Source organism: Pseudomonas sp. NBRC 111132 (genome assembly GCF_001320565.1).
GTDB lineage: Bacteria > Pseudomonadota > Gammaproteobacteria > Pseudomonadales > Pseudomonadaceae > Aquipseudomonas > Aquipseudomonas putida_P.
Genome location: NZ_BCBI01000002.1, coordinates 20,336 through 45,549, shown reverse-complemented (window position 1 = coordinate 45,549; position 25,214 = coordinate 20,336). Strand labels below are relative to the sequence as shown.

Annotated in this window: 23 protein-coding genes; 7 read left to right on the top strand and 16 right to left on the bottom strand. The window is 63.6% G+C overall.

Annotation, left to right across the window (positions count from 1 at the left end):
* The 13 genes from APH35_RS01355 to APH35_RS01295 form a co-directional block, all read right to left on the bottom strand.
* Entirely contained in the window at positions 1-1,629 is a 1,629-nt protein-coding gene (locus APH35_RS01355; RefSeq protein WP_012272671.1) for a mechanosensitive ion channel family protein, read from the bottom strand.
* A 43-nt stretch (positions 1,630-1,672) separates the two neighbouring features.
* Positions 1,673-4,201: a fused MFS/spermidine synthase gene (locus APH35_RS01350; protein WP_060514079.1), complete on the bottom strand. Its 2,529-nt coding sequence runs from the start codon at positions 4,199-4,201 to the stop codon at positions 1,673-1,675.
* Between the two features lie 81 nt (positions 4,202-4,282).
* Positions 4,283-5,851 carry an arylsulfatase gene (locus tag APH35_RS01345; RefSeq protein ID WP_012272673.1) on the bottom strand — a complete coding sequence of 523 codons (1,569 nt, stop codon included), beginning with the start codon at positions 5,849-5,851 and terminating at the stop codon, positions 4,283-4,285.
* Positions 5,852-5,935: 84 nt separating this feature from the next.
* Positions 5,936-6,946 carry an HAD family hydrolase gene (locus tag APH35_RS01340; protein ID WP_060514078.1) on the bottom strand — a complete coding sequence of 337 codons (1,011 nt, stop codon included), beginning with the start codon at positions 6,944-6,946 and terminating at the stop codon, positions 5,936-5,938.
* Between the two features lie 44 nt (positions 6,947-6,990).
* Positions 6,991-8,301: a BatD family protein gene (locus APH35_RS01335; RefSeq protein WP_060514077.1), complete on the bottom strand. Its 1,311-nt coding sequence runs from the start codon at positions 8,299-8,301 to the stop codon at positions 6,991-6,993.
* Positions 8,298-9,899, bottom strand: coding sequence for a VWA domain-containing protein (locus tag APH35_RS01330; protein ID WP_060514076.1), 1,602 nt, complete (start codon positions 9,897-9,899; stop codon positions 8,298-8,300). The genes APH35_RS01335 and APH35_RS01330 overlap by 4 nt, the downstream gene beginning before the upstream one ends.
* Positions 9,896-10,870 carry a vWA domain-containing protein gene (locus tag APH35_RS01325; protein ID WP_012272677.1) on the bottom strand — a complete coding sequence of 325 codons (975 nt, stop codon included), beginning with the start codon at positions 10,868-10,870 and terminating at the stop codon, positions 9,896-9,898. The genes APH35_RS01330 and APH35_RS01325 overlap by 4 nt, the downstream gene beginning before the upstream one ends.
* A complete protein-coding gene (locus APH35_RS01320; protein WP_060492491.1) occupies positions 10,857-11,354 on the bottom strand; it encodes a DUF4381 domain-containing protein in 498 nt (165 codons plus the stop codon). Before APH35_RS01320 ends, APH35_RS01325 begins: the two co-directional genes overlap by 14 nt.
* Complete coding sequence (locus APH35_RS01315; protein ID WP_012272679.1) at positions 11,351-12,301, bottom strand: DUF58 domain-containing protein; 951 nt, start codon at positions 12,299-12,301, stop codon at positions 11,351-11,353. Before APH35_RS01315 ends, APH35_RS01320 begins: the two co-directional genes overlap by 4 nt.
* Positions 12,302-12,312: 11 nt before the next feature.
* Positions 12,313-13,287, bottom strand: coding sequence for an AAA family ATPase (locus tag APH35_RS01310; RefSeq protein WP_012272680.1), 975 nt, complete (start codon positions 13,285-13,287; stop codon positions 12,313-12,315).
* 93 nt (positions 13,288-13,380) lie between these two features.
* On the bottom strand, positions 13,381-15,696 hold the full coding sequence (locus tag APH35_RS01305) for a tetratricopeptide repeat protein (protein ID WP_060514075.1): 2,316 nt from the start codon (positions 15,694-15,696) through the stop codon (positions 13,381-13,383).
* The gene (locus APH35_RS01300; RefSeq protein ID WP_012272682.1) at positions 15,675-15,887 is read right to left on the bottom strand and encodes a hypothetical protein; all 213 of its coding nucleotides are present in this window, start codon (positions 15,885-15,887) and stop codon (positions 15,675-15,677) included. The genes APH35_RS01305 and APH35_RS01300 overlap by 22 nt, the downstream gene beginning before the upstream one ends.
* Entirely contained in the window at positions 15,888-16,757 is an 870-nt protein-coding gene (locus APH35_RS01295) for a DMT family transporter (protein ID WP_012272683.1), read from the bottom strand.
* Between the two features lie 121 nt (positions 16,758-16,878).
* Here APH35_RS01295 and APH35_RS01290 point away from each other — a divergent pair, with 121 nt between their 5' ends.
* The gene (locus APH35_RS01290; RefSeq protein ID WP_060514074.1) at positions 16,879-18,261 is read left to right on the top strand and encodes an aminotransferase-like domain-containing protein; all 1,383 of its coding nucleotides are present in this window, start codon (positions 16,879-16,881) and stop codon (positions 18,259-18,261) included.
* A gap of 25 nt (positions 18,262-18,286) precedes the next feature.
* Here the strand turns inward: APH35_RS01290 and APH35_RS01285 are convergent, their stop codons facing one another.
* Together APH35_RS01285 and APH35_RS01280 are read right to left on the bottom strand one after the other, a co-directional pair.
* Positions 18,287-18,928, bottom strand: coding sequence for a DUF1109 domain-containing protein (locus APH35_RS01285; RefSeq protein ID WP_060492488.1), 642 nt, complete (start codon positions 18,926-18,928; stop codon positions 18,287-18,289).
* Positions 18,915-19,502 carry a sigma-70 family RNA polymerase sigma factor gene (locus APH35_RS01280; protein ID WP_041166520.1) on the bottom strand — a complete coding sequence of 196 codons (588 nt, stop codon included), beginning with the start codon at positions 19,500-19,502 and terminating at the stop codon, positions 18,915-18,917. The genes APH35_RS01285 and APH35_RS01280 overlap by 14 nt, the downstream gene beginning before the upstream one ends.
* A 186-nt stretch (positions 19,503-19,688) precedes the next feature.
* Between APH35_RS01280 and APH35_RS01275 the strand changes: the two genes are divergently transcribed.
* From APH35_RS01275 to APH35_RS01260, 4 genes are read left to right on the top strand one after another with little or no spacing between them, the layout of a single operon-like run.
* Positions 19,689-19,976, top strand: coding sequence for a BufA1 family periplasmic bufferin-type metallophore (locus APH35_RS01275; RefSeq protein WP_012272687.1), 288 nt, complete (start codon positions 19,689-19,691; stop codon positions 19,974-19,976).
* Between the two features lie 16 nt (positions 19,977-19,992).
* Positions 19,993-20,826 carry an MNIO family bufferin maturase gene (bufB, locus tag APH35_RS01270; protein WP_060514073.1) on the top strand — a complete coding sequence of 278 codons (834 nt, stop codon included), beginning with the start codon at positions 19,993-19,995 and terminating at the stop codon, positions 20,824-20,826.
* Positions 20,823-21,578 (top strand): HvfC/BufC N-terminal domain-containing protein, encoded by a 756-nt coding sequence (locus tag APH35_RS01265; protein ID WP_060514072.1) that lies wholly within the window; start codon positions 20,823-20,825, stop codon positions 21,576-21,578. Before bufB ends, APH35_RS01265 begins: the two co-directional genes overlap by 4 nt.
* A gap of 10 nt (positions 21,579-21,588) precedes the next feature.
* A complete protein-coding gene (locus APH35_RS01260) occupies positions 21,589-22,056 on the top strand; it encodes a DoxX family protein (RefSeq protein WP_012272690.1) in 468 nt (155 codons plus the stop codon).
* Positions 22,057-22,070: 14 nt separating this feature from the next.
* Here the strand turns inward: APH35_RS01260 and APH35_RS01255 are convergent, their stop codons facing one another.
* Complete coding sequence (locus tag APH35_RS01255) at positions 22,071-23,021, bottom strand: GlxA family transcriptional regulator (protein ID WP_060514124.1); 951 nt, start codon at positions 23,019-23,021, stop codon at positions 22,071-22,073.
* 108 nt (positions 23,022-23,129) lie between these two features.
* Between APH35_RS01255 and APH35_RS01250 the strand changes: the two genes are divergently transcribed.
* A complete protein-coding gene (locus tag APH35_RS01250; protein ID WP_060514071.1) occupies positions 23,130-23,927 on the top strand; it encodes an SDR family NAD(P)-dependent oxidoreductase in 798 nt (265 codons plus the stop codon).
* A gap of 150 nt (positions 23,928-24,077) precedes the next feature.
* Positions 24,078-25,085, top strand: coding sequence for a zinc-binding alcohol dehydrogenase family protein (locus APH35_RS01245; RefSeq protein ID WP_060514070.1), 1,008 nt, complete (start codon positions 24,078-24,080; stop codon positions 25,083-25,085).
* The last annotated feature ends 129 nt before the right edge of the window (positions 25,086-25,214 follow it).

The following is a 25,214-nucleotide window of genomic DNA, read 5'->3' as shown; positions in this document are numbered from 1 at the left end:
TCAGGCGTCCTTGCCATCGCCACCTGGCTCCCGCGCCGGCGCGGCAAACCACTTCTCACGCGGCACCCACTTCTCCTGAGCCGGGTCGCCCAGGTAATGCGGCGACATGATCTGCACGCCGTATTCATTGAATACATCCTGGATGTTGGCGTGCAACAGGCTCAACAGCTCGGCGCGCGGCCGTGGCTCGCTGGGCACCGCTTGGCCCACCAGGCGGTATTCGGGGTAAAAGTCCGAGAGCCCGGTCTGGAACACCTGCGGCCTGGGTTTGGCAAGAATGCCCTCGGTGCGCTGCGCGGCCTCCACCAGCATCGCCTCGACCTGGCGCCAGGGCGTGTCATAGCCGATGGTGACCACCGTATCGACGATGTACCCCTGGCCCTGCACCACCCGTGAATAGTTGCGCGTCACCGACCCGGTGATCATCGAGTTGGGCAGCGTCAACACCTCGCCCAAACCGGTGCGGATGGTGGTGTTGAACATGCCCACCTCGGTCACCGTGCCTTCGTTATCCCCTACCCGCACGTATTCACCGGCCTTCAGTGTGCGCGAATACGTCAGGATCAGCCCCGCCGCAGCCTGCCCGACCACGCTGGAGGCACCCAGCGAAATCATCAGGCCCAACAGCACCGAAAGCCCTTTGAAGGCATCGGTACCAGAGCCCGGCAGGTACGGGTAAGCCATCACCAGGGCAAACAGCCAGATCGCCAGTGAAGTTAGCCGGGTGGTGGGCTGCAAGGTTTCTTCGGTCAACCACTTCAGCGTACCCGGGCGGGCCATGCGCTCCAGCACGCGGCGGCTGAAGCCGCTGATGCCGCGGGCGATGAAAAAGATCATGACGGCCACGGCAATACCGGGAATGGCATGCAGAATGCCGTCGAGCAGGTAGCGCAGCAGGTCGAGCAGATGCACGTTGAGGCTTTCGCCCCACGGCCGGGTATAGGGGAATTGCGACAGCACGAAGCTCAGCCACTGGTAGCCAAGCAGCAAGACGATCACCCAGTACATCAGGCGCAGCAGCCGGTCGATCACAAAGTACACATACTGCATGTCGAACAGCGGCAGTTGGCCTACCTTGATCTGCCGGGCTCGTTCTCGCATCAATTGCGGCAAACGGCCGCGCAGTCTGCGTCGGCCCAGGTTGGCAGCCTTGATCAGCAGCACGAACACCAGTGTCGCGACGGCGGAAAAGCCCAGCGCCTTGAGCAGAAAACGCAGGCTGCGCGCCTCGCCGGTTTCATCCACGACCTGACGCAACGTGGCCGCAGCCTGCTCGGCCGCCTCCCGGGTGTCGCCACCCTCCACGCCCAGGTCCTGCGGGGCGACGATGAAGGCCCGCCGCCCACCTAGCAGCACCAGGTGGCTGTTGACGATGGGGTCGACGCTGACTTTCAGCTCGTCGGTGCCGCGCAATGCCTCATCGATCACCGCCGTCGCCCGCTGCGCGCGCGCGGCCGGGGTCTCGCCGAGCAAGGTGGCGTGGAAGGTGAAGATGCTGCGGTTGGCGATGCGCAGTTCTGCCGGTTCACCCGGCACGCCATCGGTCGCGCTACCCACCGCATCCTTGCCATGCCCCGCCAGCGGCAGCAAGGCACACAGCATCAACAGCGCAGTCAACAGACGGTTCATTGCTCACTCCCTGGCCGATAGTCCTGTAGTGATAGCACAGGCTTCACTGGCCGGTACTGGGGCCAAGGAACCAGCGATAATACGGGTTGCCGCCGTCGCTGCGGGCCAGTTCGCGGGCTTCCCGCGCCCAGGCCTGGCGGTTGCCGTTGTAGGCATGCAAGCTGAGGCTGTAGAAAAGTGCCAGGCTGCGCCACTGGTCACTCACCGCGCTGGCGAAGCCTGGTTCCGCGCCCTGCAGCGGTGGCGTGCTGCGCAGGGCCAGCAAGGCTGGCAGCACACGGGTGATTTCCCGGGGGCGCACCCACGGCGCGTACTCGATGCGTGGCTGATCGTCGGTCACTGGCAATGCATTGCCGGCGTAACGTTCAAGCCCGGCACGGTCGGTAATCCAGGTGGCCAGCAAGGCCTCTGGCGAAGCGACACCCACCTCGGCCAGCGTCTGGGCCACGCTCGCTTGCGCCAGGCGCTGGCGGATACGCGGTACATCCAACTGCAATGGCTGCAATGAGCCGATCAGCAGCATTTCGTGGAACTCAGTGGTCCACAGCGTGGCATGGGGGAAGACATCGATGAAGCTGCGCACCAGCGAGCGGCTGTCTTCGTCGTTCTGGGTCGGCAAGGGCAGCCACTGCGCGACCAGGCCAGCAGGTTGCAAGCGGGCGGCGGCCAGCTGATAGAAGTTGCGCGAGTACAGGTTGACCACGCCGGCCGCCGAGGGTGGCGGTGGTTCCAGGGTGATCAAATCGTAGCGCTCCTCACTGCGCAGCAACTCACGGCGACCATCGCGCAAGCGAATGTCCAGGCGTGGGTCCGCCACCGCGGCATAGTTGCCTTTGAAACGGGGCGCCGCCTGCAAGACTTCAGGCAGCAATTCGGCCACCACCGGGCGCTCCAGTCCAGGGTAACGTAGCATCGCCCCGGCGGTGATACCGGTGCCAAAGCCGATCACCAAGGCCGAGCGCGGCTCGCCATTGTGGATCAGCAACGGCAGCAAGGCTTGCAAGCGCATGTAGCGCAGCGATGGCATGGCGTCGCCGGTATTGGAAACACCCTGGATGTAAAGGCGGCTGAAGGTTTGCCCCTGGCGCCCTTGGGTGACCACTGCCACCGTGCCGCCCTTGCCCTCATGGTAGTAGGTGAGTTGCCCGTTGCGTGCGCCTGGCAGCAGCTCGGCCAGGCGCTGCGGCGGCATCAACAGCACCACCAGCACGGTTGCAGGGGCCACCAGGCACACGGCCAACGCAGCAGGGCGACGTACACCCTGGCCACGCCACACCGCCACCAACCCTACCAGCACGGCCATTGCGGCAAGCGCCCCCAAGGCACGTACCAGGCCCAATTGCGGCACCAGTACGAACCCCGTGAGCAGCACGCCGGCGATGCCACCCAGGGTGTTGAGCGCCACCACCGCGCCCACATCCCGCCCCACATGACCGCTGTCCACCACCAGGCGCAAGGCCAGTGGAAATGCGGCGCCCAGCAATGTGGTTGGAAGCAACACCATGCACGCGGCCGCCACCGCGAAACGCGCGCACATGCCGAGCAGTTCGTTGCCAGTCAGCTGCAGGGCGAACAGTTCGGCCTGCGTCTGGGCCTGCACCAGCCAGCGGCCCAGCCCGGCAAGCTGCAACAGGGCAAGCAGCCCGGCAATGGCAATCAACAGCCCGAACACACCCCAAGGATCACGAATTCGGTCGGCACGCCTGGCATACAGCGCACTACCGGCCAGCAGCCCGGCCAGGTAAGTGGCCAGCACCACGGCAAAGGCATAGGACCGGGTGCTCATGAAGGGCACGATCGACTGGCTCCACACCACCTCGTAGCCCAGCGCCACTCCCCCGGCGATGCAATACAGGGCGATGGCCAGGCGTGCCTGCGGCGAGCGTGATGTCGACGAGGCATTGGCAAGCGGCGGCAAGCTCACTTCTCGCCGGTAAGAAAGCCAGGCACCCAATGCTGCCAGCAGGTTCAGGCTGGCAGCTGCGCAGGCGCTGCCTGTAACGCCAAGGCGCGGCAACAGTACGAAGGCCGCCGCTAGCGTGCCGGCAATCGCGCCAGCAGTGTTCGCCGCGTACAAGCGCCCACCCGCCTCTGCCAACTGCCCGGTGACAGGCGCCAGCGCGCGCACCAGTACGGGCAAGGTACCGCCCATGAGCAAGGCCGGTACGCCCACCAGCACGAAGGGCAGTGCCCAGGCCAGCAGGCCGGCACTGGCCTCGAGGCGGGCGAACGGTCCGGCGGCATGGGCCAGGCCAAGGGTGGCGCCGAGCCCCAGCAGCGCAACGGCGAGCTCAAGATAAACGTACAGGTGCACTGGGCGTTGCAGGCGGTCGGCCCAACGCCCGAACAGCAGGCCGCCAAAGGCAAGCCCAGCAAAAAAGGCACTGATACCGGTGGCGACGGCATGCACTTCCACGCCCACGACCAATGACAGTTGCTTGATCCACAGCACTTGGTAGACAAGACCGGCAGCACCGGAGAGGAACAGCAGCGTGGCAGGCAATGCGAGCAGTGGACGGGACTGGGTGCGAGGCTCACGGGAAACAGCGGAAGATGCTGCAGGTGATGCCATGAATGAGCGCCTTGTGCATGCGGGTAAAGATGCAGGAGCGAGCACGCCCGCCCCTGCGGTCATGGCACTACAGTGTAGACCTCACTGTTTGTTCATCTTTTCTTCAATTTTCTTGTCCACGTCAGCGCGGATCTGGTCGATGCTGAAGCTGGCCGGCCGCTGGCTAGGTGGGTACTCGACAAAGGTTTGCAGGAATTGCGCCGATTTCTTCACGCCGTTGAATATCAGATAGTCGTTTTTGGTCAGCCAGTCGTAGTACTGGTCAGACACTACGTCTGCCCGCTCGTATGGGTCCATCCGCAGATTGAACAGCTTCGGCACCCGCAGGCAGGTGAACGGTTCGCTCCATACCTTCAGACCACCTGGCGCACGCTGCTCGCAGAAAACGATCTTCCAGTTGTCGTAGCGCATCGCTACCAGGTCGCCGTCGTCACTGAAGTAGAAGAACTCGTTTCGTGCACTCTTGTCGCTCTTGCCGGTGAGGTAGTCGAGTTGGTTGTAGCCGTCCAGATGCACCTTGAAGTTCTTGCCACCGACATCGGCCCCTTTGAGCAAGCGGTCCTTGATATCAGTGTCACCAATGGCCGCAAGCAGCGTCGGGAACCAGTCCAGCCCCGACATCATCTGGGTGGAGACGGTGTCCGCCTTGACATGGTTTGGCCAGCGAATCATAGCCGGTACACGGAAGGCCCCTTCCCAGTTGGAGTTCTTCTCGTTGCGGAACGGTGTAGTCGCCGCATCCGGCCAGGACCACTGGTTCGGGCCGTTGTCAGTGGTGTAGACCACGATAGTGTTGTCAGCCACCTTGAGGTCGTCGAGGGTTTTCAAAAGCTTGCCCACGTCGCCATCATGCTCAAGCATGCCGTCGGCATACTCGTTACCCACCATGCCGCTCTGGCCCTGCATCGACTCGCGCACATGGGTAAAGGCATGCATGCGCGTGGTGTTCATCCACACGAAGAAAGGCTTGTCGGCCTTGACCTGTTTGTCGATAAAGTTGATCGCCGCCTGGGTGGTCTCGTCGTCGATGGTTTCCATGCGTTTCTTGTTCAACGCACCGGTGTCTTCGATCTTGCCGTCGGCGCTGGACTTGATCACACCGCGTGGTGAAGCGGCCTTGACGAATTCGGCATCATCCTTGGGCCAGTAAGGGCGCTCCGGTTCCTCCTCGGCGTTCAAGTGGTACAGGTTGCCAAAGAACTCGTCGAAGCCATGGTTGGTCGGCAAGTACTCGTCCTTGTCCCCCAGGTGGTTCTTGCCGAACTGGCCAGTGGCATAGCCATGTGCCTTGAGCGCTTGAGCGATGGTAACGTCGCGTGCTTGCAGGCCCACCGGTACGCCAGGCATACCGACCTTGGACAGGCCGGTGCGCAATGCCGACTGACCGGTGATGAACGTCGACCGGCCGGCGGTGCAGCTATTTTCCGCGTAATAGTCGGTGAACATCATGCCTTCCTTGGCAATGCGGTCGATGTTCGGCGTCTGGTAGCCGACCACGCCCTTGCCATAGGCACTGATATTGGTCTGGCCGATGTCGTCACCGAAGATGACCAGGATGTTCGGCTTGTCCGCCGCACTGGCCAGCCCCGCCCCGAACGTTGCCGTTGCCGCGAGGGCGGCCGCCGACAACCATGCTCTACTGGACTTCATAGCTACGCTCTCCGTTTCACGTCACTGCTGTCGTCCACGACTGCTGGCACGGCGATCACCGTGCTGCTGCGGCTGGTTGATGAATCATTGCGGTGTTTCAAAGGGGTAGACACGGCGCCATTCAGTGGCCATATCGACCACGGTCCAGCCCTTGGCCGTGGCTTGGTCCAGCGCTTTGTCCAAGCGACCGACCGAACTCTTGCGGTCATACGCCCACTCGCGGTGGGCATCGGTGTGGTGGACCAGCCCGGCAAAGCGTCGGCCCTTGCCCGCTTTAGTCCACTGCAGCATCTGCAGGTCGCCGTCGGAATTACCGAACGCCAGAAGTGGCCGGCGACCAATGATCGAATCGATGCTCACCGGCTTGCCCGGGCCGTCGTCGTTGTGCACCACCTTGGGCAAGCGCTGGATGCTCAGCTTGCCCTGTTGGTCCTGAAACGAAGCCTCCAGGGTCGTGCCGATCACCTGCTCCGGCGGGATGCCATACACCTCGTCGGCAAAAGCGCGCATGAAGGCGACCTCGCCACCTGACACGATGTAGGTCTTGAAGCCGTTGTCACGCAGGTAGCCCAGCAGTTCGAGCATCGGCTGGAACACCATCTCGGTGTACGGCTTGCCGGTGCGTGGGTGACGGGCACTGGCCAACCAACTGCGGCTGCGGGCAATGAAGTCCTCACTGCTCATCCCCGAATGAGTGGCCGCGACGATCTTGAGCATGCCGTCCATGCCTTGCGCCGCCAGCGCCTGGTGATCGTTCTCCAGTACCGCTTTGAACGGCTGCTGATTACGCCACTGCGGGTGCTGCGGCGCCAGGCGCTTGACCTCATCCATGGCGAACAGCACTTCAAAATACAACGGTTGCTCGCTCCACAGCGTGCCATCGTTGTCGAACACCGCGATGCGCTCGGCCGGGGCGACATAGTCGGGGCCACCTTGCTGGGTGACCGCGCCAACAAAAGCCTCGATGGCCTGGCGCGACGGCCCGTCACGCCAAGAGGCCAACGGCTCAGCGGCCAGCACCTGCAGGGCCGGCACCAGCAGCAAGACACATAACAGCGCACGAACGGAAGCGGTGCTCACCAGGACCTTGCGCATGGCCAATCATCCCTGCTTGAGTTGCCGACCTGACAGCTAGGCTGTCAGGGATTGAGTTGCTTGAGCGCGTGCTTGCCGACAGGCTTGGCTGGGTGCGCCTCAACCTGTTGCCGCAGGCTGTACAACAGGCTCAGCCTGGCATCGGCGGGGGGTGGCCGAAGGCGCCCGGCAGCATAGAAATCCTGCAAAAAGGCTAGCAAAGCCCCTTCGCTTTGCCTGCCACGAAGATGTTCACTTGACGACAGCGTGCGCTGGCCTGTGGCCCGACGCAGCCACAGATACATGGCATCCAGCCGTGCCGGCTCGCTGGCGCACTGTCGACGAGCCTGACGCCAGGCGTAGTTCGGTGAATTCAGCCAGGCCTGCTGGCGGCCAGCCCGCCAGCGCTTGAAGTGCAACAAGGCGCCCTGCCCCCAAGCGCGACCGGCCCAGCCCACCCCGCCCACCAGCAACGCCAGCAGCACCAGCACTACCCAATGGCTGGCGATGCTGATTTGCGCGCCTCGGCCAAGTGCGCGCAAATCTTCGCTCAAGGAGAACGGTGCCTGGTAACTGCCCTTGCCCACCTCCATGTTCAGCGCTGGCACCGAGGCCGTGCGCGGTTCACCACTCGCAGCGTCCACCCACGTCACTTCGATGGCAGGCAGCCGATAGTGCCCAGCGGCAGCGGCCACATAGGTCACGCTGTCCTCGCGCTGGCCGCCCAGGGTGCCACCGCGCCCGTCGCTGACCGGTGACACGATTGGGGTCTGCACGTAGCGCTTGAGGCCATCGACCTCGGCAAAGATCGGCGGCGGAATCAGCATTGCCTGGCCCCCGCGGGCCACGATGTGCAAACGGCGGGTGATACTGTCCCCGGCGCGCAGCGGCGTGTGCGAGCGCTCGATGGCCTGGCTGACGTCGAGCGCCTGTGCCACCAAGCGCTGTTCGCCATCGCCACCGGCCTGCCCTTTGGCGGCAAACGACAAGGGTTGGCTTTGCACTGTCTGCGCAGCGCTGGCCTGGCCAGGATGGACACGGATTGTCAGTGCCGGAACCGTGAACGACTGCGCCACGCTCGGTGTGATCTGATAGCGGTAGCGCAGGCCGAAGAAGGCTTTGCCATCGAGCCGCTGATTGAGGTGCTCAGCCTCGCCACCGGGCGGGCTGACCACGGCACCGGCCAACTGCAACACCGGCAGCTCCGGCGGCGCGGTGAACCAGGTGTCGACCAGCAAATCGACCTCGAGTGTCACACTGGCCCCGACCATGACCGTTGTATCCGGCACCAAGCGCGCCTGCACCCGTACCTCGGGCTCGGCGGCGATGGCAACGGTTGCCAGGCCAGCCAGCACCAGCACCACCAGGCGGATCATGGCGCCTCCTTGGCCGCTTGCTGCGCGGCGGCATCCTGGATCGAGAACTTGCGCTTGAGAAACTGCGCAGGGGACGTGGTGAGGTTGTTCAGCCACAGCTGGTCGGAGGCCGCCTGCGGCGTTTTCTGCTGTTGTTGCTGGTCGCCGGCGGCGGGTGTCTGATCCTCCACCACCTTGTCGGCCTTTTCGTCAGGCGTGCCGGCTTGCTGCTGGCCCTCATAGTCCTTGAGCAACGCCTCGGCCAGCGCCAGGTTGGCCTTGGCCTCGGCAAAGTCAGGTTGCAGGCGCAGCGCCTGGCGATATGCCGCTATTGCCTGCGGGAACTTGAAAAGCCGTACATAGCTGTTGCCCTGATAGAACCAGGCCGGTGCCGTGTCCAGCTTGCCCAGGTTCGCCAGCGCGGCCGGGTAGTCGGCCGCTTCGTAGGCGGCAACGCCCTTCCAGTAAGGGTCGCGAAAGTGCGCGGCGGCCTGCGGGTAACGGCCATGCTCGAATGCCCAGCGCCCTTGCTGGTCAGCCGTGAAAAACGCATCGGCCAATCCCCCGGCCCTGACGGGCTCAGCGCCTGTCCCCAGCAGCACGGCCAACAAAAGCCCCGGCAGCCAGTTCACCCGCCAGCCACGTCGCACGCTGAACAGCACCACCAGCAACAACGGCCAGCACAGCCAGTAACCGGCATCTTTCCAGTGCACCTGGTCGGCTTCGGCACTGGCGGCCTTGAAGTGCCGCTGGGCATGCAACTCGACCCAATCCAGGTCGTCATCGTTCAGCGATAAACTGCCCAAGGGCGCACTGGCAGCCTTGGCCAGGCCCTTGAGGCCCTGAACGTCAAAGCCCCCTAGCACCGGCCGGCCCAGGGTATCCAGGCGCGGCATGCCCTGGGCGTTGCGCAGGGGGCCGGTGGACTGGCTGCCGACAGCCAGCACCAACACTTGCAACTGCGTGCCGGCCAGCCGCTTGGCGATGGCGTCGAACTGGCTGGCATCGGCGCCATCGGTCAACAGCAGCAAGGTTCCAGGGGACTTTTCCGCCCCCAGCAGCTTCAAGGCCTCGTCGATCACGCCCAATACATTCTTGCCGGGCGCGCTCATCAAGTCGGTCGACAAGGCTTGGATAAAGGTATCCAGCAAGCCTGGGTCTTCAGTGCAAGGCAGCACCAGATGCGCACTGCCGGCATAGGCGATCAGGCCGGTACGCGCGCCGCCACGGCGCATGACCAGGTCGTGCAAGGTATGTCGGGCTGCGGCCAACCGGCTGGGCGGCACATCGTCGGCATCCATCGAGGGCGACAGGTCCACGGCAACGATCAGCGGTGCGCGGTCGTCGAGAAAATCAGGTGTGTCCTGCTGCCAGGTCGGCCCGGCAGCGGCAATGGCACTCAACACCAGTGCCGCCCCCAGCAGGTGGACCGGGCGCAGCCGCCGCGCGTGGGCCGGGGTGATCATCAGGTGCTTGATCAGGTGTGGAGCGATGATGCCGCTCAACTGATGCCGCAGATCGTGTCGGCGCAACCACACCAAGGGCAGCACAACACCCGGCACGATCAGCAGCAACCACCAGGGGCGAAGGAAGTGAAAGGCCGCAAGGTCGATGGTCATGCCTGCACCTGCGCAAGCCGTGCCCGGACCAGGGCCAGCAGTTGCCCCGCCAGTAGCAAACCGGCTGCCATACCCAATGGCCAGACGAACAAGTCACGCTTGGGCTGGTGGCTGAAGGTCTGCACCTTGTGCGGGGTCAGGCGGTCGAGGGTGGCATACACCTGTTGCAGCGCCTGGCGGTCGTCGGCGCGGAAGAATTGCCCGCCGGTGGTGCGGGCGATTGCCTGCAAGGTCGTCAGGTCGACCTTGGCGTCACCAGTCGCCTGCGGGTCGCCGATACCAATGGTATGTACCACGATACCGTTGGCCTGGGCCAGGTGGGCCGCATGGTCAGGGGTAATGGCACTGCTGGTGTCATTGCCATCGGTCAGCAGGATCAGCACTTTCTCCTGCTCTGGGGTCTTCTCCAAGGCTTTGATGGTCAAGCCGATGGCGTCGCCCAGCGCGGTGTTTGGCCCAGCCATGCCGATCCCCACCTCATCGAGCAACAGCAACAGGCTGGCATGGTCGAGGGTCAACGGCGCCTGCGGATAGGCACCGGTACCAAACACGATCAGGCCAATGCGGTCATCCTTGCGCCGGGCGATGAAGTCGCGCACCACGGACTTCACCGCGCTAAGGCGGTCGCTTTTAGCGCCATTGGCGTCGGTATAGTCGGTCGCTTCCATCGACTGGGAAATGTCGATGGCCAGCATCAGGTCACGGATTGGCTGCTCGCGCTGGATCGGCTTTTCCACCAGCACAGGCCTTGCGCAAGCGGCCACCAACAGGCACCACACCAGCAGGTTCAGCAGTACATGCCCTTGCCCGCTGCTGGCCCTCCCGGGCTGCTTGCCGACAGCGCGGCTCATGGCTGCGAAGAAGGGTACCCGCAACGCGCTACGGCCTTCCTGGTACGGGCTGAGCGCACGATAGGCCAACCACGCCAGCGGCAACAGCAGGAACACCCACGGGTAGTCAAAGCGCCACATGGTGCCCCTCGATCCAGCCACGGCTGGCACCGAACAACGCGTTCGCCTGCTGCGTGTCCAGCCGGCGCAAGGTCGCGTCCGGCGCGTAGGCAAGCAACTGCAGGGTGTCGGCAAAGCCCGATGGCAGCGGCCGGCGGGCGCGCTGGTCGAGGAAGCACTGCCATTGCGCGCCGGCCAAGCTCGCCACGGGCGGCGCATCCGGCATCGACAGCGCCACACGCTTGAGCAATTCGGGCAGTTCACGCAACGCCACAAGCCGTTGTTCACCCTCACTCGCTGCCAGCTCATCAAGCCGGGCCAGCGCTTCACGGCGGTACCGGTCGCGCCGCCAACGGTGCCAGCGCAGCGCCCCACAAAGGCAGGCCAGCAACAGCACCAGTACGCCAAGCACCCACCAGGCCCAGGTCTGCGGCAGGTAGCTGAACGGCGGCACACCCGGCGTCAGCTCGCGCAACTGGTCGATGGAGGGGGCGGCAGCGTTCATCGCGGCACCTGAGCCAGGCGGCCCAGCTCGCGGCGCAGTTGCTGCAGGCTGTCATCGGCGGTGCTGACCCGCATCAATGGCACCTGGCTACGGCGCAGCAGTTCGGCCACACCCTGCAGGCGCCCGGCAAGAAACTCGGCCAACGGCCGGTTGATACGCCGCTGGCCCACCGCCAGTTCGACCTGCTCGGCGCCTTGGGTGACATTCAACCGCCCCTTGTCCGGCACCTGCAGGGCAATCGGGTCATAGACCTGGATGGCGATCACATCATTGTGCAGGCTCAGCCGGCGCAACAACGGCAAGGTTTCGGCCGTAGTGCCGGCAAAATCGCTGATGATGCAGATCAGGTGGTCGTGACCGGCACTGGCGGCGCAGCTACGCAACACCTTGTCCAGCTGTGCATCGTTTTCCTGATCAGCGGCATAGGCTGACAGCCGATGATTGGCTTTGACCACTGCGCTGCACAACGCTTCAACCCGTGCTCGGCTGCGCAGGGGCCTTACATACTCTACCCGTTGGCCATCGAAGACCATGCCACCCACCCGGTCACCGGCGTGAAAGGCCACCCAGCCACAGATCGCCGCCAACTGCGCGGCGCTGACCGACTTGAAGTAACGCTGCGAGCCGAAGTACATGCTCATGCGCTGGTCGACCAGCACCAGGGTGGGCCTGTCACGTTCCTCGGTGAAGGTGCGCACGAAGGGCTTGCCATAGCGCAACGACGCGCGCCAGTCGAGGTGACGCAGGTCATCGCCGGGCAGGTAGCGGCGCAGCTCGTCGAAACTCAAGCCCCTGCCTCGCAGGCGTGAGGCATGGTTGCCGGAAAGGATGCTCGCAAGCGGCTGGCGCGCGACAAAGCTCAACCCCTGGGCACGGGCCTCCAGCGCCATCAACTCGGCAAGCGAGGCATAGGCGAAACCATCCGGCACTACCATGTTCGCATCCATGGGCAAGTCCGTCAGGCGGGAATGGCCACCTTGTCCAACAACCGGTCGATGACTTGGTCGGCCGCCACGCCATCGGTGATCGCATCATAGGAAAGCTGCAGGCGATGGCGCAGTACCGGGTGCACCACGGCACGCACATTGTCGGGCGAAACGAAATCCTGGCCGTTGAGCCAGGCATGCGCGCGCGACACCCGGTCAAGGCTGATGCCGCCGCGCGGGCTGGCACCGATCCTGATCCAGCGCGCCAGGTCAGGGTCATGCGTGGCGGGATAGCGCGTGGCATTGATCAGGTCGACCAGGTATCGGTCGATGGCCTGCGATACGTGCACCCGCGCCACCTCGCGACGGGCATCGAAGATCACCTGCTGGGCCAGGCGCGCAGGTTGCGCCGCCGCCTCATGACCGGCCTGGTCCTCTTCCCGCACCAAGCGCAGTACCTGGGTTTCATCTTCAGGGCGTGGATAATCGAGTTGCAGCTTCATGAGAAAGCGGTCCATCTGCGCTTCGGGCAACGGGTAGGTGCCTTCCTGTTCGATCGGGTTCTGGGTCGCCAGCACCATGAATAGCCCAGACATCGGGTAACTCTGCCCGGCCACCGTGATCTGGCGCTCTTCCATGGCCTCGAGCAAGGCTGCCTGGACCTTGGCCGGAGCACGGTTGATTTCGTCGGCCAGGATCACATTGCCGAACAACGGGCCAGGCTGAAAGCTGATCGTGTTGCCCTCGGCCGTCTGCTGCAGCACCTCGCCACCGGTGATGTCCGAGGGCAACAGGTCGGGGGTGAACTGAATGCGCCGCATCTGCGCGTCCAGGTGCGTCGCCAGTGCCTTGACCGTGCGGGTCTTGGCCAGGCCTGGGAGGCTCTCGAGCAGGACATGACCGTTGGCCAGCAGGCCTAACAGGACATGGCGAATGGTATCAGCCTGGCCGAGGACCTTTTCCGCGACCGATGCTTCCAGTGCCTGGACGTGTTCGTGGGTATTCACGGCAACGGTCCTTCGATGGGATGAGCGGTGTGGTAAATCTAGACGCGCACGGCAAGGCTGCAATGGGGTGTCGTGAAGAGAACATGGCAGCACTCACGGGTTGTTGCGCCAGTAAGGTTCGATCGCCTGCAACCGTGGATCGTCGGGCGCGGCCTCGCGCATTCGCCGCACATACGGGTAGGCCTGTTCACGCTCACCGGCCAAGGCATGCAGGTAGATCAGCGTATACAGCAAGTCGGCATCTTCAGGCGCTTGCTGCAGGCCGCTGCGCAAGGCCTGCAGCGCTTCGTCGCGGCGGTTCATGCGGGACAGCAACAGGCCCTGGTTGTAGCGAATACGCGAATTGCCCGGCAGCGCCACAGCTGCCTGCTCCATCCAGTCGACCGCTTCTTGCGGCTTGCTCCGCTCGACCAGTAACAGGGCCAGCATGTACGCCAGGTTGCCACGGTCCGTTGCCGGCATCTTGTCCAGCGCAACGCCTTCGCGCAGCAGTGTTTCGGCGTCATCCAGACGTTGGCTGCTGCTGGCCAGGGTCACCAGGTTGACCCTGGCCGGTGTGAAATACGGGTCCATGTGCAACGCCTGGCGGTACTGCTCCATGGCCTGCGCGTCATGGCCCTGGCGCTGCATCAGCACCGCCAGGTTGAGCCGCCCACCAGGCAGGTCGGCATTACCCCGCAAGCGCTGCTCGTAGTCGGCAAGCGAAGTGGTGAACGCTGCGCGGCTGGCTTCGGGAAGCTGTGCGGCGGGTACATCGGCCAAGGCCCGCACGGCTTCATCGCGTACCGCCAGGGCGGGGTCCTGCAACAGCGGCAGCAACGGCGCAATACGCTGTTCAGCCGGCAAACGGGTAAAGCTGCCCACGGCATAGGCCCGTACCAGCGCGTCACTGTCCTGCAACGCCCAGCGCAGATTGCTGGCGGCCGCAGGCCCAAGATCGGCCAGTTGCTGGGCAGCCGTTGCCCGCACCATCGCAGGGTTGTGCTTGTCCGCGAGGAGGTAGCCCAGCCGGCTGAGGCTGGTGCCTGGGTCTTGACGAACGCCATGGAACGCTTGCCCGTAATGGGCCGCGCGCTTGGGTGCGGTGAACCAGCTATCGATCGCACTGGCAGCCCACGCCGGCTCGCGGCCCTGATGGCAGGTGGTACAAGCATCCGGGCCAATGCCCTGGGCAGCCAGGTCAGGCCGAGGGATGCGCAAGCTGTGGTCACGCCGAGGGTCGATCACCATGTAATCCTTGCTTGGCATGTGACAGTTCACGCACTGCGCCCCAGGTGAGCCGGCGGCATGGTGATGGTGTGCGGGGCTGTCGTAGTCCTTGGCCTGCAGGCCGGCGAAGCGCGCGGTGTTGGGTTGAGCGTTGTGGCATTGCAGGCACAAGCCGTTGCCTTCGATACGCACCTGGGTGGTATGGGGATCATGGCAATCGGTGCAACCGACCCCGGCGGCAAACATCTTGCTCTGGGTGAAGGACCCGTACTCGTAGACCTCGCCGTCGATCTGCCCGTCGTCATGGTACAAGCCGGTGCGCAGTGTGGCCGGCAAACTCTGGTCCAACTGCGGGTGGCCAGGCATCTGGCCAGTGCCCAGGCTCTGCCGACGGCTGTGGCAGTAGGCGCATTGCTCCACTTGGCCTCTGCTGCCCAACGCCTTGACGTCCACGCTCAGCCCTTGGGCTGGCGAAGCGCCGGGATGCTCGCGGGCCCAGTCGACATGGGCCTGGCTTGGGCCATGGCAAGCCTGGCAGCCAACGGTCTTCTCCTGCCAGGTACTGGCAAAACTGTCCTTGGCATCGTCGTAATGCTTGACCAGCCGCGTCGAATGGCAATCGGCGCACATGCCGTTCCAGTTCTGGTAGCGGCCGGTCCAGTGCAGCGGATCGCCCGGTGCAAAGCGCTGCCCGGGGTACAGCGAGAACCAGCGTTGCCCACCCTGCTCCGCTGGCCGGCTGTCCCAGGCAATGGTCAGCGCCTGCAGGCGGCCGCGCGACAAGGCAACGAGGTACTGTTGCAGCGGCGCGTAGCCAAAGGTATGCAGCACCTGGAAGTCCGCAGGCTTGCCATCCTCGCCCTCGATGTTGACGAAGTACCCGCCACCCTTGCGATAGAAGTGTGCCTTGACCCCGTCCTGGTCATAGTGCACATCGTTGAAATCGCCCAGCACATTCGCCGCGCTGGCGTCGCGCAGCGCCCAGGCATGGTCGGAATGCTGCCACTGCCCGGCCTGCTGGGCATGGCAGCCCTGGCAACTGTCGGCATCGGCGTAGCCCTCGCGGTCCTTGGCCAAGGCAGGTAGTTGGCCTTCACCAACAGCTGCCGCGCCAAGGCTGACACCACTTGCAATGAGTAATAGGACCCCCAGGCAGAGCGCCACCCAACCGCCCTGCATCACCTGTGCACGCCATCCCATTCATCAGCTCCACGCTCCGCCCTGTCCCGGGCTGTTTTCAGTGCTGTCGCGTGTCGTGCCCCTTGTCTGACGTTCGCGACGGCGTCCGACTTCCAGGTCTGATCGTAGAAGGCATCTTCACTGCCGTACAGGCGCAGCGCCGCAAGAAAATTGCGCCCCGGTATCGTCTGGATGAAAACGGCGTCAGCCATTTACTGCGCGTATTTCTTGGCCCCGGCAACACAGATAACCGCACCCAGCGTTACCACAAGCATCAGCCAGCTGACGTGCTCGTGCAGAAGCAATGCGGCCAGCCCAAGCCCCATGAACGGCTGAAAGAGTTGCAGCTGACCCACTGCCGCGATGCCACCCTGGACCAGCCCTCGGTACCAGAACACAAAGCCAATCAGCATGCTGAACAGTGAAACGTAGCCGAAGCTGAACCACGCAGGGCCGCTTACCTTGGCAAAGGCATCAGGTGCTGGAAAATTGGCGATAGTCAGCAGCAACATGAACGGCAAGGCTACAAGCAGCGCCCAGCTAATCACCTGCCACCCGCCCAATGTTCGCGAAAGACGCGCCCCTTCGGCATACCCCAAGCCACAAACGACTACAGCAGCCATCATCAGCAAATCGCCCACCACCGACGCCTCTGCGCCATTCATCAACGCATAGCCAACGACCAGCCCAGCACCGGTCAACGAGAACAGCCAGAACAGTGGCCGAGGTCGTTCACCGCCCCGCAAAACGGCAAACGCTGCGGTACACAGTGGCAGCAGCCCGACAAAAACAATGGAATGTGCCGAGGTGATGTGCTGGAGGGCCAGCGCCGTCAGTAGCGGAAAACCGATAACAACACCCAGCGCGGTAACCACCAAGGAGGACACATCACCACGTTTAGGTCGCGGCTGCCGTAGCACGATCAAAAACAACGCAGCCACCGTGGCGGCAATCGTTGCCCTGGCACAGGTCAGAAACGTAGGTTCGAAGGCCGCCACTGCCACACGGGTGGCGGGCAACGAGCCCGCAAAGATCGCGACGCCAATGAAGCCGTTGATCCACCCGCTTGTTGTTCTTTCCATCGGTAAGCCCTCGATAAGTCAGGGCTCAGTACATCACTGACAGGCTCACCAAGGCCACGTACAATCCAATACAATTCAACAGAACTGTTATGCACATTAATCCAGCACAGTTGAGGATGCGATGAAGCGCAATGGCACGCGAATTCGAACGGTCATGGGTGAGATCCAGTCCAGGATAGCCTCTCGGGCCTACACACCGGGTGCGAGAGTTCCTTCGGTCCGCGCAATGGCTCAGACAATGCAGTTTTCGGTTTCTACCGTCCTTGAGGCCTACGAGCGGTTAATGGCAGAGGGTGTACTTAGCTCGCGCCCTGGTTCGGGCTTTTACGTAGCCGGGCCGGTGGCGCCATTGGCACTCACCGAACTTGGCCCAAAACTTGATCTTGAGGTCGACCCGTTGTGGATCTCGCGCCAGTCTCTGGAAACCTCCAGCGATGCGCTGAAACCGGGATGCGGCTGGCTACCGCCCTCCTGGATGTTCGAAGCGGGCATGCGTAAAGCGCTTCGGGTCGTTGCCCGTTCAGACACGGCCAAACTGACTGAATACGCTTCTCCGCTTGGGCATCCGCCGCTCAGGCAGTTTTTGTCACGGCGGCTGGCTGGCATCGGGATCGAAGCCCCTCTTGAACAGATCATGCTCACCGAATCGGGCACGCACGCCATCGACCTGATTTGCCGTTTTCTGCTGGAACCGGGCGACACGGTGCTGGTGGACGACCCCTGCTATTTCAACTTTCACGCACTTCTGAAAGCGCACAGGGTAAACATCGTAGGCGTACCCTACACGGCAACGGGCCCAGACATCGAGGCGTTCGGCACTGCCCTGCTCGAGCACGCCCCCCGGTTGTACATCACCAATTCCGGCATCCACAACCCAACAGGGGCCACCCTCTCTCCGGTCACGGCGCACCGCCTGCTCAAGCTGGCCGACAACTCCAGCCTGGTGATCGTGGAGGACGATATCTTCGCCGACTTCGAACATACGCCCGCGCCACGCCTGTCTGCCTTCGATGGCCTCTCTCGCGTCATCCAGATCGGCAGCTTTTCCAAGACTATCTCCGCCTCTGTCCGCTGCGGCTATATCGCTGCGCGTGGTGAATGGATCGACAGCCTGGTCGACCTCAAGATTGCGACAACCTTCGGCGGTGGGCGCTTGGCCGCGGACATCATCCATCACGCTATTACCGATAGCGGGTACCGCAAACACATGGAAAGCGTTCGCCTCCGGTTGGCCGAGCAAATGGACGTAACAGTGGCCAGGCTTCAGGCCATTGGTATCAAACCCTGGATAACGCCCCAGGCAGGTATGTACGTGTGGTGCCAGCTCCCACAAGGCAAGGACGCAGCAACGCTGGCGAGAACCTGTTTGAATTACGGTGTAGTGCTTGCGCCCGGAAATGCTTTTAGCCAGTCCATGACGGCAGGCGACTTCCTTCGTTTCAACGTTGCTCAATCAGGTGACGCCAGAGTTTACGACGTGTTGAAACGGGCCCTGGGTGCTTAGCCGCAAGGCCACAAAGCTGCCTCGGTCACCAGCGCAGCAGGCGTGGCCCGAGCAAGGTGCCCGCCAAAGCCGGCACCAGCATGCCCAGCACATACCAGAGCCCCCAAAACGGCGCCTCCATTTCCGGGCAATGCAGGCAATAGGCAAGGGTAGCCGTGGCACCTGCCAGCAGACCGCCCGCCGCGCCCGCCTGACGCAGGTGAATGGGTGCCAGGCCACGCAGCGCCCAGCCAATGGCAATCAGGGTGGGTACCGACAGCAAGGCGATGTTCAAGGCGCAGGTGCGCCAGGTGCGCCCCAGGATCAACTCGGCACGGGCACCCTCTGGGGCACCGAGCAAGCTCGTCGCAGCCCCCAGCCAGACCAACAGCAGCGGTAAACCAAGCAGCCCCCATAGCGCGCCGCCTTTCACTCCAGGCCTGGCCAACCGCTGGGTCAGCCACAGCGCCAGCAGCGCCACGCTACCGGGCAAGGCAAGCTTGGCCCAGAACAGCGGGGTGTGCGCCACCAATGCCAGGTCGGCGCGCACACCGTACAAGGCCACAGTCATCAGTACCGCACCCAACGCACCGCCCAGCACCGCCAGCGCCAGGCGTCGGGCCAGCGCATGGCGTTGCACCGGCCCTTCGCCGGCGGCCAGCAGGGCTATCAGGTCATCGGTCTTCATCGTCGCCCTTGCCTCCCATCAGCTTGGCCAATGCCTTCAGGCCCCGGTGAATGCCCACTTTCACAGCCGAGCTGGACAGGCCGGTCATGCGCGCGGTTTCTTCCACCGAAAGCCCCTCCAGCTTGACATGGACGATGGGCAAGCGCTGGCGCTCTGGCAATTGCGCCAACAGCTTGGCCAGGTCCCGAGTGGCTTGAGCCGCCTCTTGCTCGCTGGCGGCAAACAGGTCGCTGTCATCCTCCAGCCCTTCGTGCAACGCATCGTGGCGGGCGTAACTGCGATAGTGGTCCGCCAGTTTATAGCGGGCAATGGCCTGCACCCAGGCGGTCAGCGGTTGCTGCGCCTGGTAGGTGTGGCGGGCGTTGTGCACGGCCAACAACACCTCTTGCAGCAGGTCTTCGACTTCGCAGGGGCGTTGAGCAAGGCGCCGTGACAAAAAACTGCGCACGTGCACGGCCAACGCCGCCAGGAACATCCGATAGGCCGCCGCATCGCCGGTCAGCCCTTGCAGCAGCAACGCCTGCAACTGGGCCTCGCGTGCGCCAAGTGCCTCCTGAGTAATAGTTCGTTGCATCGGCCACCCGGGTTACACCCACCGTGGAAGTTTTTGTCGCGTAAAACCTGCCGCCTTCATACGGTAGGCGACTGTCACGCGGCCGCACTTTTTTTTCAAGGTGCTGTAACCGGTTCGGCCCAGCGGGCGAACTACTCCATGAGCCGCCGGTACAACGCCGCGGCCCCATCTTCCGGAGACCGCATCATGAAAACCCTCGCCCTCGCCACCGCCGCCCTCGCCCTGGCTTCGCTGGCCGGTGCTGCGCTGGCCGCTGACCCGGCCAACACCACCAGCGCTGGCGCTGCCATGGAGAAATGCTACGGCGTCGCCATGGCCGGCAAGAACGACTGCAAGGCTGGTGCCGGCACCACCTGTGCCGGCAGTGCCAAGAAGGACTACGACGGCATGCACTGGAAAAACGTGCCCGCAGGCACCTGCACGTCCATCAAGACACCCAGCGGCATGGGCTCGCTGACCCCGATCAAGTCCTGAGCGCAGGCCGCCGACCATGAATAGCATCGCGCCTCTGGGCGCCGGGCTCGGGCTGAAGGCCGAGCACTACACCGACGCCCTGCCGTGCCAGGCCAGTGGGCTGTGGTTCGAAGTGCACCCGGAGAACTACATGGTCGGCGGCCCGCGCAGGGCTTGGCTGCAACGCTTCGCCGAGCGCCACCCGCTGTCGCTGCACGGTGTCGCGCTATCGCTGGCGGCGGACGCCGCACCGGATGCGGCACACCTGCAACGCCTGCGGGCGCTGGTCGATGAGGTGCAGCCGACGCTGGTGTCGGAGCACCTGGCCTGGTCGACCTGGCGCGGGCTGTACCACCCCGACCTGCTGCCCTTCCCCCGCAGCAACGAGGCCCTGGCCCGCATCAGCGACAACATCTCGCGCACCCAGGATGCCCTGGGGCGTTGCATCGCCCTGGAGAACCCCAGCCACTACCTGCGACTGGAGGGGCATGACTGGGATGAAATCGGCTTTCTCAACGAACTGGTGCGTCGCACTGGCTGCAGCCTGTTGCTGGATGTCAACAATGTATACGTCAGTGCCCACAACCTCGGGTTCAGCGCGGCAGCGTACCTTGAACGTTTTCCGGCTGCGGCCATCAGCGAAATACACCTGGCCGGCCACAGCCACGACTCCGAGGGCAGCCTGCTGATCGACTCTCATGACGCCGCCATTACCGCGCCAGTCTGGGCCTTGTATCAGCAGTTGATCGCCCGTATCGGCCCCCGCCCGACGTTGGTCGAGCGCGACGGCAACCTGCCTGCGTTCGATGAGTTGCTGGCAGAGCGTGACGCCGCCCAGGCGCTGCTCGATCAGGCAGGTACACGACCATGACACTTTCCCTTGGCCAGTTTCAGGACGCTTTCATCGACGCGCTGTATCACCGCCCTGCCCCCCAACTGGCCGCACTGGCGGGCCAAGCTGCATTCTCGGTGTACCGCAACAGCGTGCTGGCAGGTGCTGTCGAAGCCCTGCGCGGCAACTTCCCCAGCGTCGAAGCGCTGGTCGGCCAGGCCTGGATGCAGGAGGTCGCCGCGGCCTACGCACAACGAATGCCGCCAGACGACCCACGGCTGATCCACTATGGCGCGGCCTTCGCCGACTTTCTCGAACCGCTGCAGCGCCACTACGACATGCCTTACCTGGCCGATGTCGCCCGCCTGGATTTTGCCTGGTGCGAAGCATTTGCAGCGCCCCTGGAGCCCTGCCTTGTATTGACCGACCTGGCTGGGATGACCGCCGCAGACCTGGCAAACAGCTGCCTGGTACCACGAAGCAGCGTGCGTTGGCACTGGTTCGCACAGCACCCGGTTTTCACCCTGTGGCACTACAGCCGCGAGGGCCTGGCCTGGCCGCCAGAGCAGCCCTGGATCGCAGAGGGCGCGCTGTTGAGCGGCACGGCAGAAGGTGTCGCCAAACAAACACTGGAAGTCGGCGGCTGCGCCTTCCTGGATGCCTGCGCCCAAGGCCTGCCCCTGGAACAAGCCTCACAGGCCGCACTGTCGGCCCAGCCCGACCTGGACTTCACACAGCTACTCAGCCGCTTGCTGGCGGCACAGGTCTTTCGTCCCCTGTCATTCGCCTGAAGGAGGCGTCATGGACACCACTCACCTCTCCCACCCCGGCAATGGCCTGCGCCAGCGCTGGAACCACCTTGCCGACCGGGTGCAGCCGCTGTTGAGCGACACCCTGCTGTGCCTGGTGGCGCGCGTTGCCATCGCCTCGATCTTCTTTCTCTCTGGCCGCACCAAAGTCGAGGGCTTGCTGACCATCACTCCCTCTACATACGACTTGTTCCAAGGCGAGTTCGCCCTGCCGCTGGTATCGCCCTGGCTGGCAGCCCACCTGGCCACCTACGCTGAACACCTGTTCCCGCTGCTGCTGGTGCTCGGCCTGTTCACACGGCTTTCGGCGTTCGCGCTGCTGGGTATGACCACAGTGATCGAGGTGTTCGTCTACCCCGATGCCTGGCCGACCCATTTGTCCTGGGCCGGCCTGTTGCTGCTGCTGATCGGGCGTGGAGCGGGTGCCCTGTCGCTCGATCGCCGACTGGGGCTGCGTTGAGGTGGCCTTCCCTGTCAGAGGGCCGGCACCTGCCGAGCATCTCTTCGCACGGCTTGAGGGGGTACACCAAACCCACGGATGAACACCTCGCGCATATGGCGACGGTCCCTGAAGCCAGCCTCCTTGGCCACCACATCCAGGCTGTGCCGACTCTGCTCGATCATCAGCCGGGCAGCCTCCAGGCGCAGGCTCTCGATGGCCTTGGCCGGTGACTGCCCGGTCTCGGCGGTGAACACACGGGTGAATTGGCGCGGGCTCAGGTGCACCACTTCGGCAAGCTCCTCCACGCTCAATGGGCGGCTTAGGTGTTTGCGTGCGTAGTCCAGCGCGCTCTGGATACGGTCCGACTTGGGCGCAAGCGACAACAGTTCGGAGTGCTGGGACTGCCCGCCGGAACGGCGTTGGTGCATGACCATCTTGTGCGCAACCGACCTGGCCATCTCGGCGCCCAGGTCCTTTTCCACCATGCCCAACGCCATGTCCAGGGCGGCGGTCATGCCGGCAGACGTCCATATGTTTCCATCGACGATGAAAATCCGGTCTTCCTCGACATCGATCTTGGGGTGCAATTCACGCAGCTTGGGCGCATAGGCCCAGTGGGTCGTTGCGCGTCGCCCATCCAGCACGCCTGCCTGCGCCAGCACGAAACAGCCGGTGCAAAGCCCTGCTGTGCGCCGCGCAGCATCGACGAAGCCCCGCACGCAGGCCAGTACCTCTGCACCGGGCGGCGTCCAGGGCGTCAACGTGCCAGTGACCATCCAGGTGTCCGCCAGGCCCGGGGCGGCCATGGGTAGCGTGTCGATATGCATCCCCAGCGAGGAGCGCACCATGCCGCCTTCGATGGAAAAATTCTCGATCCGGTAAACCGCGCTGCCCACGACGATGTTGGCGAGCTCGAACACGGTTTGCGTGGCCAGTGACATGATCTGGAAGCCTTCGGTGATCAAATAGCCGACCCGGTGCATGGTGGAAGCCCTCTGCGCAATGTCCTGAAACACTACCATATACGTCGTTTAAGACAATCAGCGCCTTCTGCATCATGGCCACACATACCCAAACAACGGAGTATCACCATGACACAGGTATTCAAAGGCACCGCGCTCATCACAGGCGCCTCCACCGGCATCGGTTCGATTTACGCAGAGCGGCTGGCACGCCGCGGCTATGACCTGGTGCTGGTGGCACGCAACCGGGAGCGCCTGAACGCATTGGCCGGCCGGCTCACCAGCGAAACCCGACAGAACGTGGAAGTGCTCCCGGCAGACCTGGCCAATGCCGATGACCTGGCCAAGGTCGAACGCAAGTTGCGCGAAGACGCCAGCATCAGCGTGCTGATAAACAATGCCGGCATCGGCACCCATACCAGCCTGCTGGACAGCGATGTCGAGCGCATGGCCGAAATGATCACCCTCAACGTTACCGCCCTCACCCGCCTGACCTATGCGGCTGTACCTGGTTTTGTCGCTCGCGGGCAAGGTGCGGTCATCAACATCTCGTCCGTCGTCAGCCTGGCGCCAGAGCTGCTCAACGGCGTCTACGGCGGCAGCAAGGCCTATGTCACCGCCTTTACCCAAGCGTTGAACAAGGAACTGGCGGGCAAGGGTGTGAAGGTACAGGCGGTACTGCCTGGGGCCACCGCCACTGATTTCTGGCAAATCGGCGGCTTGCCGGTCGAAAACCTCGACCCCGCCATCGTGATGTCGGCCCAGGACCTGGTGGACGGCGCGCTGCAGGACTTCGACAACGGCGTGCTGATCTCCCTTCCATCACTGCACGACCTGCAAGCCTTCGACCAGTACGAAGCTGGCCGACAGGCCCTGTTCGGCTTGCTGTCCAGCAACCAGTTGGCGCCGCGTTACAGCGTTGAGTAAGGGCTGGCGTGGAGCGCTGGGACCTTGCCGCCAGCGCTTCATGCAACTTTCATTTCAAGAGAGAAAGTCTTGCGCTATTCAAGCTGTTTATCGACTCAATCAAAACGCATAGCCTGAACCCACTTTCCAATCCCCAATGAGGTAGCGCCAATGAAGGCCGTCGTTTACACCCAGCCTGGGTTGCCGATCCAGGACCCACAGTCGCTGTACGACACACAACTGCCCACACCGAAACCTGGCGCCCGAGACCTTCTGGTTGAAGTCAGGGCCATCGCCGTCAACCCGGTCGATACCAAGATCCGTGCAAGCCGTGGTGGAGAGCAACCACAGGTCCTCGGCTGGGATGCGGTCGGCGTTGTCCGCGAAGTCGGCCCAGAAGTAACGTTGTTCCGGCCCGGCGACGAAGTTTTCTATGCCGGCGCCATCGACCGCCCTGGCAGCTACAGCGAATTCCATGTGGTGGACGAGCGTATCGTCGGGCACAAGCCCCGCAGCCTGGACAACGCCAGTGCCGCTGCCCTGCCCCTGACCTCCATTACCGCCTGGGAGCTGCTGTTCGACCGCCTGGGCGTTGAAGAAAACGGCGGCCAGGGCCAAAGCCTTTTGGTGATCGGTGCCGCTGGCGGGGTTGGCTCGATCCTGGTGCAGCTCGCCAGCAAGCTCACCCAGGTGACCGTCATCGGCACCGCTTCAAGGCCTGAAACCCAAGCGTGGGTCAAAGCACTGGGGGCTCATCATGTCATCGACCACACCGAATCGATCCCCCTGCAACTGGAAACGCTCAAGCTTGACCCGGTCGACCATGTGATCAGCCTGACGCACACCGACACCTACCTCACCCAGCTGATCGAAGTGCTTCGCCCACAAGGCAAGCTGGCACTGATCGACGACCCGGCGCAACTGGATGTGGTGCCGCTCAAGCGCAAGTCGCTGTCCCTGCACTGGGAGCTGATGTTCACGCGCTCGCTGTACAAGACCGAGGACATGATCAAGCAGCATCAACTGCTCGAGCGCGTTTCGCAGCTGGTCGATGAGGGCGTGCTGAAGACGACCCTCGGCGAGCACTACGGCACGATCAGCGCCGAGCACCTCAAACGTGCCCACGCCATGATCGAGAGTGGAAAAGCACGTGGCAAGATCGTTCTGGAAGGCTTCTGATCGTGTGTTGACTCACCTTGCTTGAACCTGCCAGCCGGTTTGCCGCTGCGTACCCTGTGCTGATCGGCTGCGCCCTGCAAAAACGTTGGAGGCAATTGGGCAAAAATCGGTTTCCTTTCTAGTATGAAG

Bases quoted from the DNA above. Each gene is read 5' to 3' on its own strand.
- APH35_RS01320 (WP_060492491.1), bottom strand. From the start codon at position 11,354: ATGAACGCTGCCGCCCCCTCCATCGACCAGTTGCGCGAGCTGACGCCG.
- APH35_RS01245 (WP_060514070.1), top strand. From the start codon at position 24,078: ATGAAGGCCGTCGTTTACACCCAGCCTGGGTTGCCGATCCAGGACCCA.
- APH35_RS01300 (WP_012272682.1), bottom strand. From the start codon at position 15,887: ATGGCTGACGCCGTTTTCATCCAGACGATACCGGGGCGCAATTTTCTT.
- APH35_RS01290 (WP_060514074.1), top strand. From the start codon at position 16,879: ATGAAGCGCAATGGCACGCGAATTCGAACGGTCATGGGTGAGATCCAG.
- APH35_RS01255 (WP_060514124.1), bottom strand. From the start codon at position 23,021: ATGCACCGGGTCGGCTATTTGATCACCGAAGGCTTCCAGATCATGTCA.
- bufB (WP_060514073.1), top strand. From the start codon at position 19,993: ATGAATAGCATCGCGCCTCTGGGCGCCGGGCTCGGGCTGAAGGCCGAG.
- APH35_RS01305 (WP_060514075.1), bottom strand. From the start codon at position 15,696: ATGGGATGGCGTGCACAGGTGATGCAGGGCGGTTGGGTGGCGCTCTGC.
- APH35_RS01295 (WP_012272683.1), bottom strand. From the start codon at position 16,757: ATGGAAAGAACAACAAGCGGGTGGATCAACGGCTTCATTGGCGTCGCG.
- APH35_RS01265 (WP_060514072.1), top strand. From the start codon at position 20,823: ATGACACTTTCCCTTGGCCAGTTTCAGGACGCTTTCATCGACGCGCTG.
- APH35_RS01315 (WP_012272679.1), bottom strand. From the start codon at position 12,301: ATGGATGCGAACATGGTAGTGCCGGATGGTTTCGCCTATGCCTCGCTT.
- APH35_RS01330 (WP_060514076.1), bottom strand. From the start codon at position 9,899: ATGACCATCGACCTTGCGGCCTTTCACTTCCTTCGCCCCTGGTGGTTG.
- APH35_RS01345 (WP_012272673.1), bottom strand. From the start codon at position 5,851: ATGAAGTCCAGTAGAGCATGGTTGTCGGCGGCCGCCCTCGCGGCAACG.
- APH35_RS01350 (WP_060514079.1), bottom strand. From the start codon at position 4,201: ATGGCATCACCTGCAGCATCTTCCGCTGTTTCCCGTGAGCCTCGCACC.
- APH35_RS01355 (WP_012272671.1), bottom strand. From the start codon at position 1,629: ATGAACCGTCTGTTGACTGCGCTGTTGATGCTGTGTGCCTTGCTGCCG.
- APH35_RS01325 (WP_012272677.1), bottom strand. From the start codon at position 10,870: ATGTGGCGCTTTGACTACCCGTGGGTGTTCCTGCTGTTGCCGCTGGCG.
- APH35_RS01280 (WP_041166520.1), bottom strand. From the start codon at position 19,502: ATGCAACGAACTATTACTCAGGAGGCACTTGGCGCACGCGAGGCCCAG.
- APH35_RS01260 (WP_012272690.1), top strand. From the start codon at position 21,589: ATGGACACCACTCACCTCTCCCACCCCGGCAATGGCCTGCGCCAGCGC.
- APH35_RS01335 (WP_060514077.1), bottom strand. From the start codon at position 8,301: ATGATCCGCCTGGTGGTGCTGGTGCTGGCTGGCCTGGCAACCGTTGCC.
- APH35_RS01275 (WP_012272687.1), top strand. From the start codon at position 19,689: ATGAAAACCCTCGCCCTCGCCACCGCCGCCCTCGCCCTGGCTTCGCTG.
- APH35_RS01340 (WP_060514078.1), bottom strand. From the start codon at position 6,946: ATGCGCAAGGTCCTGGTGAGCACCGCTTCCGTTCGTGCGCTGTTATGT.
- APH35_RS01285 (WP_060492488.1), bottom strand. From the start codon at position 18,928: ATGAAGACCGATGACCTGATAGCCCTGCTGGCCGCCGGCGAAGGGCCG.
- APH35_RS01250 (WP_060514071.1), top strand. From the start codon at position 23,130: ATGACACAGGTATTCAAAGGCACCGCGCTCATCACAGGCGCCTCCACC.